This is a genomic window from Streptomyces sp. NPDC003035 (assembly GCF_042888285.1).
GTDB lineage: Bacteria > Actinomycetota > Actinomycetes > Streptomycetales > Streptomycetaceae > Streptomyces.
In genome coordinates this window covers 139,286-157,606 of the sequence record NZ_JBIAPJ010000004.1, presented here as the reverse complement: position 1 = coordinate 157,606, position 18,321 = coordinate 139,286, and the positions used below count along the sequence as shown (strand labels likewise).

Below are 18,321 nucleotides of genomic sequence, written 5' to 3'. Positions count from 1 at the left end.
CACCTAGGTTTTTCTGTCACGTCTCTGACGCGATCTTTACTTTACCTAACGAGCCGGGGTTGTGTCCGGTGACCGTCACTTTAGGGACAGAACTCCGCTCCGGCCCGTTGTGCCCCCGACCGGCCACCGGAAACGAGGGCGCCCGCCCCGGGGATCCCGGAGCGGGCGCACACGGACGTTCAGTCCTCCGTCAGTCCTCTGTCAGTCCTCCGAGGACGCGCTCGGCAGCTTCGTCTGGATGAGTGCCATGACCGAGGAGTCGGTGAGGGTCGTGACGTCCCCCAGCTCCCGGTTCTCGGCCACGTCCCGCAGCAGCCGTCGCATGATCTTCCCGGACCGCGTCTTCGGCAGCTCCGCCACCGGCAGCACCCGCTTCGGCTTCGCGATCGGGCCGAGCGTCGTGCCGACGTGGTTGCGCAGCTCGGCGACGAGGCTCTCGTCCTCGCTCGCCGTGCCCCGCAGGATGACGAAGGCGACGATCGCCTGCCCGGTCGTCTCGTCGGCCGCGCCGACCACGGCCGCCTCGGCGACGGACGGGTGCGAGACGAGCGCGGACTCGACCTCGGTGGTGGAGATGTTGTGCCCGGAGACGAGCATGACGTCGTCGACCCGGCCGAGCAGCCAGATGTCGCCGTCCTCGTCCTTCTTCGCGCCGTCGCCGGCGAAGTACTTGCCCTCGAAGCGCGACCAGTACGTGTCGATGAACCGCTGGTCGTCGCCCCAGATGGTGCGGAGCATCGACGGCCACGGCTCGGTGAGGACCAGGTAGCCGCCGCCTCCGTTCGGCACCTCGTGGGCCTCGTCGTCGACGACGGTGGCGGAGATGCCGGGGAGCGGGCGCTGGGCTGAGCCCGGCTTGGTCTCGGTGACGCCCGGCAGCGGCGAGATCATCATCGCGCCGGTCTCGGTCTGCCACCAGGTGTCCACGATCGGGGTCTTCCCGGCGCCGATGTGCTCGCGGTACCACATCCACGCCTCGGGGTTGATCGGCTCGCCGACCGAGCCCAGGACGCGCAGGCTCGACAGGTCGAACTTCGCGGGGATGTCGTCGCCCCACTTCATGAACGTACGAATCGCGGTCGGCGCGGTGTAGAGGATCGTGACGCCGTACTTCTGGACGATCTCCCAGAACCGGCCCTGGTGCGGGGTGTCCGGGGTGCCCTCGTACATGACCTGCGTCGCGCCGTTGGCCAGCGGTCCGTACGTGATGTACGAGTGGCCGGTCACCCAGCCGATGTCGGCGGTGCACCAGTAGACGTCGGTCTCCGGCTTGAGGTCGAAGACGGCGTGGTGGGTGTACGCGGCCTGGGTGAGGTAGCCGCCGGAGGTGTGCAGGATGCCCTTCGGCTTACCCGTCGTACCGGAGGTGTAGAGGATGAAGAGCGGGTGCTCGGCCTCGAACGCCTCGGGGGTGTGCTCGGCGGACTGACGGGCGACGATGTCGTGCCACCACACGTCCCGGCCCTCGGTCCACGCCACCTCCTGGCCGGTGCGGCGCACGACGAGCACGTGCTGGATGCGGTCGACCCGGCCGAGGGCCTCGTCGACGGCGGGCTTGAGGGCGCTCGGCTTGCCGCGGCGGTAGCCGCCGTCGGCCGTGATGACGAGCTTGGCGTCGGCGTCCTCGATGCGCGTGGCGATGGCGTCGGCGGAGAAACCGCCGAAGACCACGGAGTGCGCGGCGCCGACGCGGGCGCAGGCCAGCATCGAGACGACGGCCTCGGGGATCATCGGGAGGTAGATCGCCACCCGGTCGCCCTTGGTGACGCCCAGTTCGGTCAGGGCGTGGGCGGCCCGGGAGACCTCGTCCTTGAGCTCGGCGTAGGTGAGGGAGCGGCTGTCGCCCGGCTCGCCCTCGAAGTGGATGGCGACGCGGTCGCCGTTCCCGGCCTCGACGTGCCGGTCGACGCAGTTGTACGCCACGTTGAGCTCGCCGTCGGCGAACCACTTGGCGAAGGGCGGGTTCGACCAGTCGAGGGTCTCGGTCGGCTCGGTGGCCCAGGTGAGCCGCTTGGCCTGCTCGGCCCAGAAGCCCAGCCGGTCCGCCTCGGCCCGCTCGTACGCCTCCGCCGTCACGTTGGCGTGCGCGGCCAGCTCGGTCGGCGGCGCGAACCGCCGCTCTTCCTTGAGCAGGTTGGCCAGGCTTTCGTTGCTCACGACATCTCCCTTTCCCAGGGCGTCCCATGTGCCTATGTGTCCCGCGTCATAGCTCATCAGTCAGATGCCCGGGTGACAAGAGTCTCCAGGAAATTGGTTTAGACCTATGAGGCGGCGGGCGTGCGGTGGCCCCTCCCTCCCGAGCGGTGGGAAGAAGGGGCCATACAGTCTCACGGACGCCCGGACGGGAAGGTTCAGGACGCGCGGGCTTCCTGCAGCGTCGTGGGCGGGACCAGGTCGAAGACGTCGTCGTACCCGTGCGGTTCGTCGGAGTCCGCGAGCAGATACGCCTGGGCCTCGCCCACGTGGAAGTACATCCCGTGCAGCGTGAGCGTCCCGTCGGCGAGCCGCCGCGCCACCGCGTCGTACGCCCGCAGGTGTTCGAGCTGCTGCACGACGTTGGTCAGGCAGAGCTGCTCGACCGCGTCGGCCGGCAGCCTCCCGGAGATCCGGGCCCAGGCGTGTCTGCGGCTCGTCATGCGCTCCAGGCTCGGCAGTCCGTGCCGCAGCCAGCGCCGCAGTGGCGTCGGCGGGTCGTCCGGCGTACTGCCGAGCAGGGCCTGCATCGCCCCGCAGCCCGAGTGCCCGCAGACGGTGATCGACTGCACGCGCAGCACCTCCACCGCGTACTCGATCGCCGCCGCCACCGAGTCGTCCCCGTTCCCCTCGCCGGGCAGCGGGACCAGATTGCCCACGTTCCGTACGGTGAAGAGGTCGCCGGGCCCGCTGGCGGTGATCATGCTCGTGACGAGGCGGGAGTCGGCGCAGGTGAGGAACAGCTGGGACGGGCTCTGGCCCTCACGCGCCAGGCGGGCGAGCTCGTCACGCACCAGCGGGGCCGTGTTCCGCTGGAACTTGCCGATGCCGCTCGCCAGTTGGTGCCCGGTCTCGCGTCGCGTCTCGTCTGCCGGATGGTTCTCCCCGCAGTGGTTGCGCCAGGGCGTCCAGGGGCGGCAGCAGGCGTGCGACTCCGAGGTCGGCTCGGTGATCCGGGCACCGGAGGGGCCGGTCATCTCCACCGTGGCGCCGTGCGACGCCTGCCAGTCGTGCAGCGCCTCGTACGCCGCATGGTCCATGAAGGACCCGTCCAGCTCGATCACCACCTCCGACGCGTCGGGGATCGTGTGCAGGATCCGGCTCAGCCGCGGCACGGCGAGAAAGGTCAGCTGGCCGCGGACCCGGACCAGATAGCGGCCGTCCTTCTCCTCGTGGGTGATGCGGGTGCGGGCGAGCCGGTGCAGGGCGACGGCCGTGGCGACCGCGATGCCGAGGGCGACGCCCTCCAGGATCCCGAACAGGACGACACCGGTGACCGTCGCCGCGTAGACGAGGGCTTCACGGTGCCGGGTGACCGTGCGGATGTGGGTGATGCTCACCATCTGGACGCCGACCACCATCACGAGCGCGGCGAGGGCCGGCAGCGGGATCAGGTCCAGGACCGGCACCAGGAGGAACGCGGCCAGGATCACCCACAGGCCGTGCAGCATCGTGGAGTTGCGGCTGACGGCGCCCGCGGAGACGTTGGCGACGCTGCGGACCGCCACTCCGGCGACGGGCAGCCCTCCGAGCGCGCCGGAGACCATGTTCGCCGCGCCCTGGCCCGCCAGCTCGCGGTCGAGGCGGGACCGGGGGACCCCGACGCCGCGGTCGGGCCGGGCGGACACCAGCTTGTCGACGGCGACGGCGGAGAGCAGCGACTGGACGCTGGTGACGAGCGTGATCGTGAGCACGCCGGCCGCGATGCCGAGCGCCGGACCCTCGGGCAGCCCGACGAGGGCGTGGCTGCTCCAGGAGGGCAGGTCGACGCGCGGCACATGCAGCCCCGCGACGACGGCCACGAGGGTGGCCAGGGCCACGGAGGCGAGAGCGGCCGGTGCCTTCCGTACGAGCCGGCCCGCCCGGCCGGGCAGGCGCGGCCACAGCAGCAGGACGGCGATGGTCAGGGCACTGACGGCCAGTCCGGTGAGGTGCGGGGCGGCCAACTGAGCCGGAAGGGCGATGACATTGGCCACCACGGAGCTCTGTGGCGTACCGCCGAGGACGATGTGGAGTTGTGCGAAGGCGATGGTCACGCCGATACCGGCGACCATGCCGTGCACGATCGCGGGGGAGACGGCGAGGGCTGAGCGGGCCACCCGCAGGGCGGCCAGGCCGAGTTGGGCGAGTCCGGCGAGGACGGTGATGGCGCAGGTGGTGCGCCAGCCGTACCGCTGGATCAGCTCGGCGGTGACCACCGTGAGGCCCGCGGCGGGGCCGCTGACCTGGAGCGGTGCTCCGCCGAGCCGGCCGACGACGATGCCGCCGACGGCGGCCGCCACGAGGCCGGCCTGGAGTGGGGCTCCGGTGGCGAGTGCGATGCCGAGGGAGAGCGGCAGCGCGATCAGGAAGACGGCGATCGACGCGGACACGTCGGCGCCCGCGATTCGGAAGCGTGGCCGGCGGCCGGGCGGGCTGTGGGGCCGCTGGGTCGGGGTACGGCGGATGGGCATGCAGACAGTCATGGTTCCCGTCTCCTCCGGGGCAGCGCGGTCGCGGCTCGTGCGGGACGAACGTGGGGGTCGCGGCCGTGGGTCACGGCGTGCAGCGGCGGGATTCCGAGCGTGGATCCTGATCGCCAGGATCAACACTCAGTAAATGGATCGTAATGCAGAGTAAAGTCTGCGGCATTATTTTCGGGGCAAACAGGGCAATGATTCACCGGTTCCGGTGAATGGTGTGCAGAGTTCCGCTTGTCGTTTCATCTCTTCGACGGTCGTGGTGCGACGTTGACGCCGCTCGCACGGAACCGAGGAGAGGTGGGCGGATGACAACCGCCGGGAGAAGGACCACTGCCCGCACCAGGACGCTCGCCGTCGGCGCTCTCGCCGCCGCCCTGATCGCCGGCCTCGCCGGTTGCTCGGACTCCGGCGGACCGGGCGGCGACCAGGGCGCGCCGGGCGCGAAGAAGGACCCGGCCGCGGCCCCGGAGAACGCTGTACGGCTGATCGGCGACGGCTCCACCGCCTTCACCGGCGCCCAGCCCCACCAGCCGGTCTGGCAGAAGCTGAAGCCGGGCGAACAGCCGCCACAGTTCGTGGTCTTCTCGTGGGACGGCGCGGGCGAGGACAGCCAGAAGCTCTTCTCCCACTTCCGCAAGGTGGGCAAGAAGTACGACGCGACCATGACGTACTTCCTCAGCGGCGTGTACCTGCTGCCCGAGGAGAAGCGGAAGCTCTACAACCCGCCCCAGCACGCGGCGGGCCGCTCGGACATCGGCTTCAACGACACCGAGGGCATCCGGGCCACCGTCCGCGAGCTGCGCGGCGCCTGGCAGGAGGGCAACGAGGTCGGCACGCACTTCAACGGCCACTTCTGCGGCAAGGAGGGCGGCGTCGGCAACTGGTCGGTCGAGGACTGGAAGAGCGAGATCATCCAGGCCAAGTCCTTCGTGAAGAACTGGAAGACCAACTCCGGCCTCACCGCGGAGCAGCCGCTTCCGTTCGACTACGACAAGGAGCTGGTCGGCGCCCGCACCCCGTGCCTCGAGGGGCGCAAGAACTTCGTCCGGGCGGCGTCCCAGATGGGCTTCCGCTACGACACCAGCGGCGTCAACGACCAGATCTGGCCCAAGAAGGACCACGGCCTGTGGGACCTGTCGATGCAGCTCGTGCCCGTCCCGGGCCGTGCCTTCCAGACCCTCGCCATGGACTACAACTTCCTGGTCAACCAGTCCGGTACGACCAAGGGCGACCCGTCCATGCACAAATTCTGGGGCAACCAGATGCGTGACGGCCTGGTGCAGGCCTTCAACCGCTCGTACCACGGCAACCGCGCGCCGCTGATCATCGGCAACCACTTCGAGTCCTGGAACGGCGGCACGTACATGCGCGCCATCGAGGAGACCATCGCCACGGTCTGCGTCCAGAAGGACGTGAAGTGCGTGTCCTTCCGGCAGCTCGCGGACTGGCTGGACGCCCAGGACCCCGCGGTGATCGAGAAGATGCGGACCCTGAAGGTGGGCGAGGCTCCGAAGGGTGGCTGGGCGACCTTCCTGGTTCCCCAGCCGGCGGCCCCCGCGCAGCCCGCCGGCCCGCAGCCCGCCGCCGCGCAGCCTGCCGCCGCGCGGGCCGAGCGCCGCTGAGTCCCTCGCTCGACGTCACGCCGGGGCCGACCCGCGCGGGCGGGCCGGCCCCGGGCCTCTCTTCAGCTGGGCTGGGGCACCGCGAGTGCCTCGTCGAGCACGAAACCGGGGTCGACCTGAGCGGCCAGGTCCGCCCCGGTCTTGGCGTTGCCCCAGCTCTCCGCGTTCTTCAGGTGGAAGTGGACCATCTGGCGCGTGTACCGCTCCCAGTCGCGGTGCGCGTACGAGTCGTCCGCCGCGTTCTGGAGGGCCTGGAGCGCCATCCGGTTGTCCGCCTCCAGGAGTTCGAAGCGGGACGGGCGGCCCTTCTCCATCCCCCGGACCCAGTCCGAGTGGCCGACCGTCACCAGCAGGTCGTCGCCCACCTCGGCGCGCAGGAAGTCCACGTCGTCCTGACCCTGCACCTTGTTGCCGACGACCTTGAGCGCGACACCGAAGTCCCGTGCGTACTCCTTGTACTGGCGGTAGACCGAGACCCCCTTGCGGGTCGGCTCCGCGACCAGGAACGTCATGTCGAAGCGGGTGAACATCCCGGACGCGAAGGAGTCCGAGCCCGCCGTCATGTCGACGACGACGTACTCGTCCTCCCCGTCGACCAGGTGGTTCAGGCACAGCTCCACCGCGCCGACCTTGGAGTGGTAGCAGGCGACGCCGAGATCCGACTCGGTGAACGGCCCCGTCGCCATCAGCCGGATGTCCCCGTCGTCGAGGCGCACGGTCCGCGCGCACGCCTCGTAGACCGGGTTGTCCTCGCGGACCCGCAGCAACCGCGAGCCCTCACCGGGCGGGGTCGTCTTGATCATCGTGTCGGCGGAGGCGATCCGCGGGTTCGAGCCCCGCAGGTATTCCTTGATCAACGGCAGGTGCGCCCCCATCGCGGGCAGCGCCGCGGCCTCCGCCTCGTCGAGACCCAGCGCGGCCCCGAGATGCTGGTTGATGTCGGCGTCCACCGCGACGACGGCGGCCTCATTGGCGGCGAGGTGGCGGATGAAGAGCGAGGACAGCGTGGTCTTCCCGCTGCCGCCCTTCCCTACGAAAGCGATCTTCATGTTCACCTAGCGTAGTGGTATGACTGCCGCGTGTGGTCAAGGGGCGTGAAGAAGACCACTCCAACGTGGGGTGGCGGCCCAGGGCGCGTAGCCTCGCTACTTATGAGTACGCACGCCTCTGACCCCCTGGCCGCCCTCGGCTCCCTGCCGGGCGTCGCCGAATCGGTGGACTCCGTACGCAAGGCCGTCGACCGGGTCTACGGGCACCGCGTGATGCGGCGCCGCAGCAACGAGATCACCTCCGAGGCGGCCCTGCGCGGCGCGCGGGGTTCGGCCGCGCTCTCCGGCGCCGACTGGGCGCTGGAGGAGGTCCGCCGACGGACCGACTTCGGTGGGGACGCCGAGGCGCGGACGGTGGGCGCGGCCCTGCGGCTGGGTGCCGAGGCCGGTCAGCTGCTCTCCATCTGGCGCCAATCGCCGCTGCGCGTGCTGGCCCGCCTGCACCTGGTCGCGGTGGGCGACAGCGGTGACTTCGTGGACTCCGTCGGCAGGCCCCGGCAGGCCGGCGAGGCGGTCGACGAGCCGCTGATCGAGGCGCCGCTGCCGGACCCGGCCGAGGTCGCCGGCCGGCTCGAGGGGCTCTCGGAGCTGATCATCGCGGGCGGTAAGGCCCCGGCGCTGGTGACGGCGGCCGTGGTGCACGGCGAACTGCTCGCGCTGCGGCCGTTCACCTCGTACAACGGGCTGATCGCGCGGGCCGCCGAGCGGATCGTGCTGATCGGAAGCGGGCTCGACCCGAAGTCGATCTGCCCGGCGGAGGTCGGGCATGCCGAGCAGGGGCGCGCCGCGTACGTCGCGGCGTTCGACGGATATCTGTCGGGGACCTCGGAGGGCATGGCCGCCTGGATCGCTCACTGCGGGCGGGCCGTGGAGCTGGGTGTCAGGGAGTCGACGGCGGTCTGCGAGGCGCTCCAGCGCGGCGCCGCCTAGGAAACCGCCGGAACGTCGGGAAGCCGCCTCGGTAGTCACCTGAAAAGGGTTGCGGCGGTACCAGTTCTGGTACCGCCGCTGGCACGTCTGCCGAGTTACCAAGCGTCCTCGATATGTGCCCATCAAGCGGGGAGCTTTGCCCTTCGCCTGGTGCGGCTGGCCCGTAATCGACGGGTCGACGTCGCGTGGGTGCCCGGCTTCAGTGCGTGGTCCGTGGGGCCTTCTTGCTCAACAGGTGATCCTCTCGGATGTCCTAGGTCTCGCGGGCCTGATTCCTTTCTACTCCTGTCGAGAGGGATGCGAAAGCCCTGGCCGCACTTCTTTACTTTCCGCTCAAATCCGGGCAAAGCGATCGGCAAGAGCGGTCTGCCGTCGGCGGTTGGCGTACCAGACGAGTCCGGCGGTCGCCGCGGCGGCGCCCACGGCGGCCGCGGCCACGAGCGCGGGGCGCGGAGGCATCCGGAACGCCGGCAGGCGCTGCTTGAGCCGGACCGGCTTCTCGAAGGCCAGGATCGGCCAGTCCCGGGCGAGGGCCTCGCGGCGGAGCGTCCGGTCGGGATTGACCGCGTAGGGGTGACCCACGGTCTCCAGCATCGGTACGTCGGTCGCCGAGTCGCTGTACGCGTAACAACGCGAGAGGTCGTAGCCCTCCGACTCCGCGAGCTCACGGATCGCCTCGGCCTTGGTCGGCCCGTAGGCGTAGTACTCCACCTCCCCGGTGAAGCAGCCGTCGTCCCCGACGACCATCCGCGTGGCGACGACCCGGTCGGCGCCCAGCATCTCGCCGATCGGCTCCACGACCTCGGCGCCGGAGGTCGACACGATCACGACGTCGCGGCCGGCGGCGTGGTGCTCCTCGATGAGGGAGGCCGCCTCGTCGTAGATGAGCGGGTCGATCAGATCGTGCAGGGTCTCGGCGACAAGCTCCTTGACCTGCGACACGTTCCAGCCTTTGCAGAGCGCGGAAAGATATTCGCGCATCCGCTCCATCTGATCGTGGTCGGCCCCGCCCACGAGGTAGACGAACTGGATGTAGGCCGTCCGCAGGACGGCGCGGCGGTTGATCAGTCCTCCTTGGTAGAAGGACTTGCTGAAGGTCAGCGTCGACGACTTCGCAATGACCGTCTTGTCCAGGTCAAAGAAGGCGGCTGTGCGCGGCAACGAGTGGTTTTCCACGAGCCGAGCATAGGTGCCCGCCATTCGGCGTACGCTCGGGCGTGTGGGTTTGCCTGAGAGGGCTCTCGGGTACACCATGGAAGTCACGGATCGTTCGCGACCGTGCTAACCCGGTCCGGCTCCTCCCCCCCCGAGTCGGCCGGAGAGACGACCCCCGCTCTCCCCCCCGGCGGGGGTCGTCGCATGTCCGGACGCGTTTTCACCCGCTGGATCTTCATCTCTCCTCCTCCGTCGGCCGCACGGCCGAGGCTGCGTGATGCCCTCAGTTCGTCACTCAGCGTAGTGCTCGGACTGCTCTCCGGACATCCCCGGTAGGGGGCACGGGGATATTCACAACCGGTGAGTTATCCACAGTTTTTGAGCAAGATCCGCACGATTTCCCGTACGGCGCCACGGTGATTCCCGCCGCGAACTCCGCGGACGGAAGGAATCACCGATCTCGGCGGCGCGACGGGCGCTGATGGGATCGCACGGACAGGGGGCGTGCGCTGTGGCGGGAACCATGACTTTCAGAACTTCGCGGGGCCGCGGGGCCGCGCGGGCCGTCGGCTCTTCGGGAACGCCCGAGGGCGTGACGGCCGGAGGCGGACACCGGACCGGACCGCTGATCGTGACCGAGGACCTCGCGTTGCTCGACGACCTGCTGAGGCTGTGCGCGGCCGCGGGTGCCGATCCCGAGGTGCACCACACGGTGCCGGAGCACCGCGCGAGCTGGGCCGATGCCCCGCTCGTCCTGGTCGGCGAGGATGCCGCGAAGCGGTGTCGCGGTGCCGCGCGCCGACAGGGGGTGATCCTCGTCGGCCGGGGCGCCGAGGACCGCGAGGACCCCGAGGTGTGGCGGCGGGCCGTCGAGATCGGCGCCGACTGTGTGCTGCGGCTGCCCGACGCCGAGAGCTGGCTCGTCGACCGGATCGCCGACGCGGCCGAAGGCGCCGGGAAGCAGGCGCTGACGGTCGGCGTCATCGGGGGTCGCGGTGGGGCCGGTGCCTCGACACTGGCCTGCGCCCTCGCGCTGGCCGGCGCCAGGACCGGGCGGCGCACCCTGCTGGTGGACGGCGACCCGCTCGGCGGCGGACTCGACGTCCTCCTCGGCGGAGAGCGGGCCGAGGGCAGACGCTGGCCGGACTTCGCCGCCTCCAAGGGGCGGGTGGCCGGCGGCGCCCTGGAGGAGTCGCTGCCCTCGGTGCGCGGGCTGCGGGTGCTCAGCTGGGACCGGGGGGACTCGGTGCTCGTGCCGCCCGAGGCGATGCGCTCGGTGCTCGCCGCGGCGCGCAGGCTGGGCGGGATCGTCGTCGTGGACCTGCCTCGCCGGATCGACGCGGCGGTGACCGAGGCGCTGGCGCAGCTGGACCTCGGACTGCTCGTCGTCCCGGGCGAATTGCGGGCCGTCGCGGCGGCCCAGCGGGTCGCCTCCCTCGTGGGTCTGGTGCTGGGCGATCTGCGTGCGGTGGTGCGCGGGCCGTACGCGCCGGGGCTCGACGAGCAGTGGGTCGCGGACGCCCTGCGGCTGCCGCTCGCCGGAGAACTGCCGCACGACCCCGGCCTCCTGACGGCCCTCGACAGCGGCGCGCCGCCGGGCGGTGAGGTGCGGGGACCGCTCGGCCGCTTCTGCGCGCAGTTCTGGGACCGCGCCCTGGCCCCGGAAGGGACGTCATGAACGGCGGGGCGCCCCTCGCCGGCGGGGGTGGCGGCGCTGGGCTTCTGGAGGCCGTGCGGCAGCGGCTCGCGGAGAGCGGCGCCGACCCGACGCCGGCGCGGGTCGCGGCGGCGCTGCGGGCCCAGGGGCGACTGCTCGGGGACACGGAAGTCCTGGGCGCGGCGGAGGCGTTGCGCTGCGAGCTGGTCGGCACGGGCCCACTGGAACCGCTGCTCGCCGATCCGGACGTCACCGACGTGCTGGTCTCCGCGCCCGACCGGGTCTGGGTCGACCGGGGAGCCGGTCTCGAACTCACCGAGATCCGCTTCGCGGACGCGCCCGCCGTACGCCGACTGGCGCAGCGGCTCGCGGCGGTGGCCGGCCGGCGGCTCGACGACGCCCGGCCCTGGGTGGACGCCCGGCTGCCGGACGGGACCCGGATGCACGCCGTGCTGCCGCCCGTGGCGGTCGGTTCGACCTGCCTGTCGCTGCGGGTCGTGCGGCCGCGGGCCTTCTCCGTGGGGGAGTTGACCGCGGCGGGCACGGTCCCGCCGGGCGGCGAGCGGGTCCTGCGGGCGCTGATCGAGGCCCGCGTCTCCTATCTGATCTCCGGCGGCACGGGCTCGGGAAAGACGACCCTCCTCTCCACCCTGCTCGGCCTGGTCGGCGAGCGGGAGCGGATCGTCCTGGCCGAGGACTCGGCCGAACTGAGGCCGGACCATCCGCATGTGGTGCGCCTGGAGGCGCGCCCGGCGAACCAGGAGGGCGCCGGTCTGGTGACCCTGCGGGACCTGGTCCGGCAGGCGCTGCGGATGCGGCCCGACCGTCTGGTGGTCGGCGAGGTACGGGGCGGGGAGGCGGTCGATCTGCTGGCCGCTCTCAATACGGGCCATGAGGGCGGTTCCGGGACGGTCCATGCCAACACGGCGGCGGACGTACCGGCCCGGCTGGAAGCGCTCGGGACGGCCGCCGGTCTCGACCGGGCTGCGCTGCACAGCCAGTTGGGGGCCGGACTCTCGGCGGTGCTGCACCTCGCACGGGACCGGGCGGGGCGCCGGCGGATCGCCGAGATCCACGTCCTCGAAAGGGACCGGGAGGGGCTGGTGGTGACCGTGCCCGCGCTGCGCTGGGGAGCGGCCGGGTTCGTGCGGGATCGGGGCTGGGAGCGGCTGCGGTCGCTGATCGGGGGCGAGTGGTGAGGGCGGAGCAGTGGGCGCTGGCCCAGAGTGCGGCGGTGTTGTGCGCCGGGGCGGCGATGTGGCGGCTGGCCGAGCGCGAGCGGGGGCTGCGCCGGGCGCGGACGGTGCTGGCGGGTGTGGGGGCCGTAGGAGCCCTGAGGGGCCCAGGACGGGGCCTGCCCGCGCTGCGGGCGGTGGGTGAACGGTGGTGGGCCGTGGTGCGCGGGCGGCGCGCCTGGTGGTGCCTGCCGGTGGCGGGGGTGCTCGCCCTCCTCGGGGAGTCGCCGCTCCCGCTGGTGGCGGGGGCGCTCGCGGTGCCGCTGGTCGGGCGCAGGCTGCGCGCGGCGGCGCTCCGCAAGGAGCGGGAGGCGCGGTCCGACGCGGTGGTGGCCCTGTGCGGCACGGTCGCGGGTGAGCTGAGAGCGGGTCGGCAGCCCGGCCAGGCGCTGCTCTTCGCGGTCGGGGCCTCCGGGGCGCTGGGGGCGCGGGAGGAGGCGGAGGTGCTCGCCGCGGCCCGGTTCGGTGGGGACGTGGCGGGAGCGCTGCGGCGGGCGGCGCGGCAGGACGGTGCCGACGGCCTGGCCGGTCTGGCGGCCTGCTGGCAGGTCGCGGTGGACGGGGGTGCGGGACTGGCCGCGGGGCTCGACCGGCTGGAGGGCGCGCTCCGGGAGCACCGGGACCAGCGGGAGCGGTTGAGGGCCCAGCTGGCCGGGGCCTGGGCGACGGTGACCGTCCTCGCGGTGCTCCCGGCGGTGGGGCTCGTGCTCGGTTCGGCGATGGGCGCTCGACCGTTGCACGTGCTGCTGCACTCGCCGGTGGGGTGGGGGTGTCTGGCCATCGGCGGAGCCCTGGAGGCGGCCGGTTTGTGGTGGGCCGCGCGGATCGTCAGGGGAGGCGAGCGGGGGTGAGCGGTCCGATGTGGCTCATGGGCGAATTCGTCCACCGGCTGGGGATGGCGGTCGCGGCGGCCGGTTCGGTCGTCTGGGTCGCCTGGACCGTGGCGGATCGCCGACGGGAGCGGCGGACGCGCAAGCGCGTGGCGGCCTTGCTGGAGGCCGAGTTCGACCGTCGAGGACGGAGCGGTCCGAGGATTCCGCCGTGGCTGCGGAGCTGGGCGGGGCCGCTCGCGGGGGCCGTCGCCGGCTGGGTGCTGATCGGTGGTGCGGCCGGTCTGTCGGCGGGTGTCGCGGCGGGCTGGGGCGTACGACGCTTCCGAGCGCGCCGGGCCCCGGCGGCGGGTGACGAGGGTGCGGTCGCACGGCAACTCCCGCTCGCGGCCGATCTGCTGGCGGCCTGTGTGTCGGCGGGGGCGGGGCCCGGCGAGGCGGCGGAGGCGGTGGGCCGATCGCTGGGCGGACCGGTCGGCGATCGGCTGACCCGGACGGCGGCCGAGCTTCGCCTCGGCGGTGAACCGGCCGACGTATGGCGGAGGTTCGGCGCGATACCGGGCGCCGGGGGCTTGGCCCGCTGCCTGGAACGGGCCGGCTCCTCCGGGGCGCCCGCCGCGGAGGCCGTCTCGAAGCACGCGGCCGATCTGCGGGCGGACCGCGCGCGGAAGGCGGCGGCCCGGGCACAGCGGGCGCAGGTGCTGATCACCGCGCCCGTGGGCCTCTGCTTCCTGCCCGCGTTCCTGGCCGTGGGGGTGGCCCCGGTGGTGATCGGCCTCGCGAGCGGGCTGCTGCGGCACTGACGGAAGACGAACACGCCGACGCCACAGGGCGATCGGCCTCACTTGGGGGTTGGCATGAAGAGGATGAACGCGTGGTGGCGAGCCCGGTGGGCGGCCCGGAGCGATGCGGGGATGACCACGTCCGAGTACGCGATGGGGACGATCGCCGCCGCGGCCTTCGCGACCGTGCTGTACAAGATCGTGACCAGTGGTTCGGTGTCCGGAGCGCTGGAGTCCGTGATCGGGAAGGCGCTCGATGCGCCGTTCTGAGGACCGCGGCGCCGTGACCGTGGAGGCGGCGATGGCCCTGCCGGCCCTGGTGGTGTTCACCATGGCCCTGGTCTGGGCGCTCGCCGCCGCGGCGGCGCAGATCCAGTGCGTGGACGCGGCGCGGGCCGGGGCGCGGGCGGTGGCCCGTTCGGAGCCGGTGGCAGGCGCCGAGGCGGCCGCTCGGGCGGCCGCGCCCGAGGGCGCCCGGGTCGACGTCACCCGGTCGGGCGAGCTGTGGCGGGTGACGGTGGAGGTGGTGGCGCCGGGACCGGGCGGAATGGGGCTCACGCTGCGCGCGGGGGCGGTGGCGCTCGCCGAGGACACGGTGGGGGTGGCGGGGCCGTGAGCAGGGCAGGGAGGGCCGCGGTGACCGGGCTGCGCGGAGACCGCGGGTTCGCGACGGTGTGGACGGCGTTCGCCGCCTGTGTCCTGTGCGTGGTGTTCGGGGCGGTGCTCGCGCTGGGGCAGGCGGTCGCGGCCCGGCACCGCGCGGGCGGTGCCGCCGACCTGGCGGCGCTCGCAGCCGCCGACCGTGCCTTGTGGGGCGAGGAGACCGCCTGCGCGGCGGCGGCCCGGGTGGCGGATGCGCATGGGGCGTCCGTGCTGCGGTGCTCGGTGCGGGGCGACGTCGCGGACGTGACAGCGGCGGTGCGGCTGGGGCCGTACGCACCGGCCGTCAGGGCGAGGGCGGGGCCTTCCGAGGCTCTTCCGGGGCTTCCCGCAGCAGCTCCGTGAGGAGGCGCACGGCGCCGCGCTTGTGGAGGGGGTCGTTGCCGTTGCCGCACTTGGGCGACTGGATGCAGGAGGGGCAGCCCGCCTCGCACTCGCAGGAGGCGATCGCCTCACGCGTGGCCGTCAGCCAGGCACGGGCGGTGTGGAAGGCCCGTTCGGCGAAGCCGGCGCCGCCCGGGTGGCCGTCGTAGACGAAGACGGTGGGCAACAGGGTGTCGGGGTGGAGCGGGATCGACACCCCGCCGATGTCCCAGCGGTCGCAGGTGGCGAAGAGCGGGAGCATGCCGATCGAGGCGTGTTCGGCGGCGTGCAGGGCGCCTCCGAGGATCTCCGGGTTGATTCGGGCGGCGTCCAGCTGGTCCTCGGTGACCGTCCACCACACGGCCCGGGTGCGCAGGGTGCGGGGCGGCAGGTCGAGCTTGGTCTCGCCGAGGACCTCGCCGGTGATCAGACGGCGGCGCAGGAAGGAGACGACCTGGTTGGTGACCTCGACGGAGCCGTAGCAGAGGCGGCCGGCTCCCCAGGGGATCTCGGTGTCGGTCTCGAGGACGGAGATGGAGGTGGTGTCCCGGGCGGTGGTGGAGTACGGCGGGGCGGCCTCCTCGACCAGGGCCACGGAGTCCTTCAGGTCGAGGGTCTTCACCAGATAGGACCGGCCCTGGTGCAGGTGGACGGCGCCCTCGTGGACGGCCGTGTGGGAGGCGGCCTCGTCGACCGTGCCGAGGAGGCGGCCGGTGGCGGCCTCCACGATCTGGACGGGGCTGCCGCCCCCGCCCCGGATGTCGGTCAGGTCGGCGGCCCGCTCGCGGCGGGTCCAGTACCAGCCGGTGGAGCGCTTGCGCAGCAGGCCGGCGGCCTCCAGCTGGGGCAGCAGGTCGGGGACGGCCGGGCCGAAGAGGGCCAGGTCGGGTTCGGTCAGCGGGAGCTCCGCGGCGGCGGCGCACAGATGGGGGGCGAGGACGTACGGGTTGTCGGGGTCCAGGACGGTGGACTCGACCGGCTGCTGGAACAGCGCCTCGGGGTGGTGGACCAGGAAGGTGTCCAGCGGGTCGTCACGGGCGACCAGGATGGCCAGGGCGCCCTCGCCGGAACGGCCCGCGCGGCCCGCCTGCTGCCACAGGGAGGCCCGGGTTCCCGGGTACCCGGCGATCAGCACGGCGTCCAGGCCCGAGACGTCCACGCCCAGCTCCAGGGCCGTCGTGGCGGCCAGGCCGAGCAGCTCGCCCGAGTGCAGGGCGCGCTCCAGGGCCCGGCGCTCCTCGGGCAGGTAGCCGCCGCGGTAGGCGGCGACCCGGCGGGCGAGGGAGCGGTCGACCTCGGCGAGGCGTTCCTGGGCGATGACCGAGATCAGCTCGGCGCCGCGCCGGGAGCGGACGAAGGCGACCGAGCGGACGCCCTGGACGGTCAGGTCGGTCAGCAGATCGGCCGTCTCGGCGGTGGCCGTGCGGCGTACCGGGGCGCCCTGCTCGCCGTGGAGCTCGGTCAGCGGCGGCTCCCAGAGGGCGAAGACCAGTTCGCCGCGCGGGGAGGCGTCGTCGGAGACCTCCGTGATCGGCAGGCCGGTCAGCCGGCCGGCGGCGAGGGCGGGCTCGGCGGAGGTGGCGGAGGCGAGGAGGAAGACGGGATCGGCGCCGTACCGGGCGCAGACGCGGCGCAGCCGGCGCAGCACCTGGGCGACGTGGGAGCCGAAGACGCCACGGTAGGTGTGGCACTCGTCGATCACGACGAAGCGCAGGGAGCGCAGGAAGGAGGACCACCTGGGGTGGGAGGGGAGTATGCCCCGGTGCAGCATGTCCGGGTTGGTGAGCACGTAGTTCGCGTACTGGCGGACCCACTCGCGCTCCTCGACCGGCGTGTCGCCGTCGTAGACGGCGGGCCGGATCCGGTTGCCGAGCGGGGCGGCCAGCTCGCGCACGGCGCGGCGCTGGTCGGCGGCCAGGGCCTTGGTCGGGGCCAGGTACAGGGCGGTGGCGCCCCGGCCGTTGGCGGCTTCGGAGCCGTCCAGGAGCGCGGACAGGACCGGGGCGAGATAGGCCAGCGACTTTCCCGAGGCGGTGCCGGTCGCGATGACCACGGATTCGCCGTCCAGGGCGTGCTCGGCGGCCTCCGCCTGGTGGGCCCACGGATGCTCGATGCCCGCCGCCTGGATCGCGCCGATCACTTCCGGCCGGATGCGATGCGGCCAGACCGCATGACGACCCTCTCGGGCGGGCAAGTGCTCCGTATGAGTGATGCGCGCGGCCCGGCTCCCACCCGAGGAGAGCCGGTCGAGGACCATGCCGGGAGAGGGGCGGCTGCCCATGTCCCCGGCAGGTCGACTGGGGCGCTGATTCTTGGCCATCGGCACCGAGTGTGTCACTGGCCTGACGGACAATGCTCCCAAGGCGTCGTGCATGGCTGCTGGTAAGTGATTGAATGCCATCGCGGCTGGCGTTCCGTCCCCCGACTCCGCCGGGGAGACCCGAGGGGCGACCGCTCGATAGCAAGGTGCTGGAGGATCCGTGGACCTGTCCCTGTCGACTCGCAATGTGTCCGGCCCGAGTGGCGACCGTACGGTCGTCGAGGTCGGTGGCGAGATTGATGTGTATACCGCGCCCAAGCTGCGCGAGCAGTTGGTCGAGTTGGTGAACGACGGCAGCTACCACCTGGTTGTCGACATGGAGGGCGTGGACTTCCTCGACTCGACCGGCCTCGGCGTGCTGGTGGGTGGCCTGAAGCGCGTGCGCGCGCACGAGGGCTCGCTGCGCCTCGTCTGCAACCAGGAGCGCATTCTGAAGATCTTCCGGATCACCGGTCTGACCAAGGTGTTCCCCATTCACACCACGGTCGACGAGGCCGTCAACGCCACGGACTGAGGCCGTCGGCGTCGGAAGAAGGAGTGGAGAACCGGGCCGGGAGGCCCGGTCCTCCGAGTTGCCCGCCCATACGTTCCTAGGGGGACCGCATGGCCACCGTTGAACTCCGCTTCAGCGCCCAGCCCGAGCACGTCCGCACGGCCCGCCTCGTGGCGGCCGCGGTGGCGCGCCGGGCCGGGGTCGACGAGGCGGTCCTCGACGAGGTCAGACTCGCCGTCGGCGAGGCGTGTTCCCGTGCCGTCGGGCTGCACCGCAGCAGCGGTGTCACCACCCCTGTCCGGGTCGTGCTGACCGAGGAGGAGAAGACGTTCTCCATCGAGGTCGGCGACGGTGCCCCGGGCACCGGGGCGGCGGCGGATGCCGCCGGTGTACCCGGCGCGCGGGGCGAGGCACCGGCCGAGGGGTTCGCCGAGACCGACGTCGAGGACGAGATGGGTCTCGCGGTGATCCGCGGGCTCGTCGACGACGTCGAGGTGCGAGCGGGCGAGGAGGGCGGGGTCATCAGGATGACCTGGCCGATCACGCCGGCGGTCGTGCTCCCCTGAGCGC

Annotated in this window: 16 protein-coding genes; 11 read left to right on the top strand and 5 right to left on the bottom strand. The window is 72.5% G+C overall.

Annotated features, from left to right (window positions below):
- Positions 1–201 precede the first annotated feature (201 nt).
- Both acs and ACFYV5_RS13815 read right to left on the bottom strand, forming a co-directional pair.
- On the bottom strand, positions 202–2,214 hold the full coding sequence (gene acs / locus ACFYV5_RS13820; protein WP_389168190.1) for an acetate--CoA ligase: 2,013 nt from the start codon (positions 2,212–2,214) through the stop codon (positions 202–204).
- A gap of 137 nt (positions 2,215–2,351) precedes the next feature.
- Complete coding sequence (locus ACFYV5_RS13815) at positions 2,352–4,658, bottom strand: SulP family inorganic anion transporter (protein ID WP_389168187.1); 2,307 nt, start codon at positions 4,656–4,658, stop codon at positions 2,352–2,354.
- A 302-nt stretch (positions 4,659–4,960) separates the two neighbouring features.
- Here ACFYV5_RS13815 and ACFYV5_RS13810 point away from each other — a divergent pair, with 302 nt between their 5' ends.
- Entirely contained in the window at positions 4,961–6,277 is a 1,317-nt protein-coding gene (locus ACFYV5_RS13810; protein WP_389168184.1) for a hypothetical protein, read from the top strand.
- 62 nt (positions 6,278–6,339) lie between these two features.
- On the opposite strand, the gene ACFYV5_RS13805 is transcribed toward ACFYV5_RS13810, so the two are convergent.
- Complete coding sequence (locus ACFYV5_RS13805; protein WP_355113243.1) at positions 6,340–7,326, bottom strand: ATP-binding protein; 987 nt, start codon at positions 7,324–7,326, stop codon at positions 6,340–6,342.
- Between the two features lie 102 nt (positions 7,327–7,428).
- On the opposite strand from ACFYV5_RS13805, the gene ACFYV5_RS13800 reads away from it, so the two are divergent.
- Positions 7,429–8,256 carry an oxidoreductase gene (locus tag ACFYV5_RS13800; protein WP_389168181.1) on the top strand — a complete coding sequence of 276 codons (828 nt, stop codon included), beginning with the start codon at positions 7,429–7,431 and terminating at the stop codon, positions 8,254–8,256.
- Between the two features lie 333 nt (positions 8,257–8,589).
- Here ACFYV5_RS13800 and ACFYV5_RS13795 read toward each other — a convergent pair whose 3' ends face one another.
- Positions 8,590–9,456, bottom strand: coding sequence for an HAD-IB family hydrolase (locus tag ACFYV5_RS13795; protein WP_355113239.1), 867 nt, complete (start codon positions 9,454–9,456; stop codon positions 8,590–8,592).
- 478 nt (positions 9,457–9,934) lie between these two features.
- On the opposite strand from ACFYV5_RS13795, the gene ssd reads away from it, so the two are divergent.
- From ssd to ACFYV5_RS13760, 7 genes are read left to right on the top strand one after another with little or no spacing between them, the layout of a single operon-like run.
- A complete protein-coding gene (ssd, locus tag ACFYV5_RS13790) occupies positions 9,935–11,089 on the top strand; it encodes a septum site-determining protein Ssd (protein ID WP_389168178.1) in 1,155 nt (384 codons plus the stop codon).
- Positions 11,086–12,267 carry a TadA family conjugal transfer-associated ATPase gene (locus tag ACFYV5_RS13785; RefSeq protein WP_389168173.1) on the top strand — a complete coding sequence of 394 codons (1,182 nt, stop codon included), beginning with the start codon at positions 11,086–11,088 and terminating at the stop codon, positions 12,265–12,267. The genes ssd and ACFYV5_RS13785 overlap by 4 nt, the downstream gene beginning before the upstream one ends.
- Before the next feature lie 56 nt (positions 12,268–12,323).
- Entirely contained in the window at positions 12,324–13,154 is an 831-nt protein-coding gene (locus ACFYV5_RS13780) for a type II secretion system F family protein (protein WP_389168918.1), read from the top strand.
- 17 nt (positions 13,155–13,171) lie between these two features.
- Positions 13,172–13,936, top strand: a complete 765-nt coding sequence (locus ACFYV5_RS13775; protein WP_389168170.1) for a type II secretion system F family protein — start codon at positions 13,172–13,174, stop codon at positions 13,934–13,936.
- Between the two features lie 54 nt (positions 13,937–13,990).
- Positions 13,991–14,185 (top strand): DUF4244 domain-containing protein, encoded by a 195-nt coding sequence (locus ACFYV5_RS13770; RefSeq protein WP_355113232.1) that lies wholly within the window; start codon positions 13,991–13,993, stop codon positions 14,183–14,185.
- Positions 14,172–14,531, top strand: a complete 360-nt coding sequence (locus ACFYV5_RS13765) for a TadE family type IV pilus minor pilin (protein WP_389168166.1) — start codon at positions 14,172–14,174, stop codon at positions 14,529–14,531. The genes ACFYV5_RS13770 and ACFYV5_RS13765 overlap by 14 nt, the downstream gene beginning before the upstream one ends.
- A complete protein-coding gene (locus ACFYV5_RS13760; protein WP_389168163.1) occupies positions 14,528–14,920 on the top strand; it encodes an Rv3654c family TadE-like protein in 393 nt (130 codons plus the stop codon). The genes ACFYV5_RS13765 and ACFYV5_RS13760 overlap by 4 nt, the downstream gene beginning before the upstream one ends.
- Here ACFYV5_RS13760 and ACFYV5_RS13755 read toward each other — a convergent pair.
- Positions 14,862–17,339 carry a DEAD/DEAH box helicase gene (locus ACFYV5_RS13755; protein ID WP_355113225.1) on the bottom strand — a complete coding sequence of 826 codons (2,478 nt, stop codon included), beginning with the start codon at positions 17,337–17,339 and terminating at the stop codon, positions 14,862–14,864. The genes ACFYV5_RS13760 and ACFYV5_RS13755 overlap by 59 nt on opposite strands.
- Before the next feature lie 79 nt (positions 17,340–17,418).
- Here ACFYV5_RS13755 and ACFYV5_RS13750 point away from each other — a divergent pair, with 79 nt between their 5' ends.
- On the top strand, positions 17,419–17,772 hold the full coding sequence (locus ACFYV5_RS13750) for an STAS domain-containing protein (protein WP_137988538.1): 354 nt from the start codon (positions 17,419–17,421) through the stop codon (positions 17,770–17,772).
- 89 nt (positions 17,773–17,861) lie between these two features.
- Positions 17,862–18,317, top strand: coding sequence for an ATP-binding protein (locus ACFYV5_RS13745; protein WP_355113223.1), 456 nt, complete (start codon positions 17,862–17,864; stop codon positions 18,315–18,317).
- The last annotated feature ends 4 nt before the right edge of the window (positions 18,318–18,321 follow it).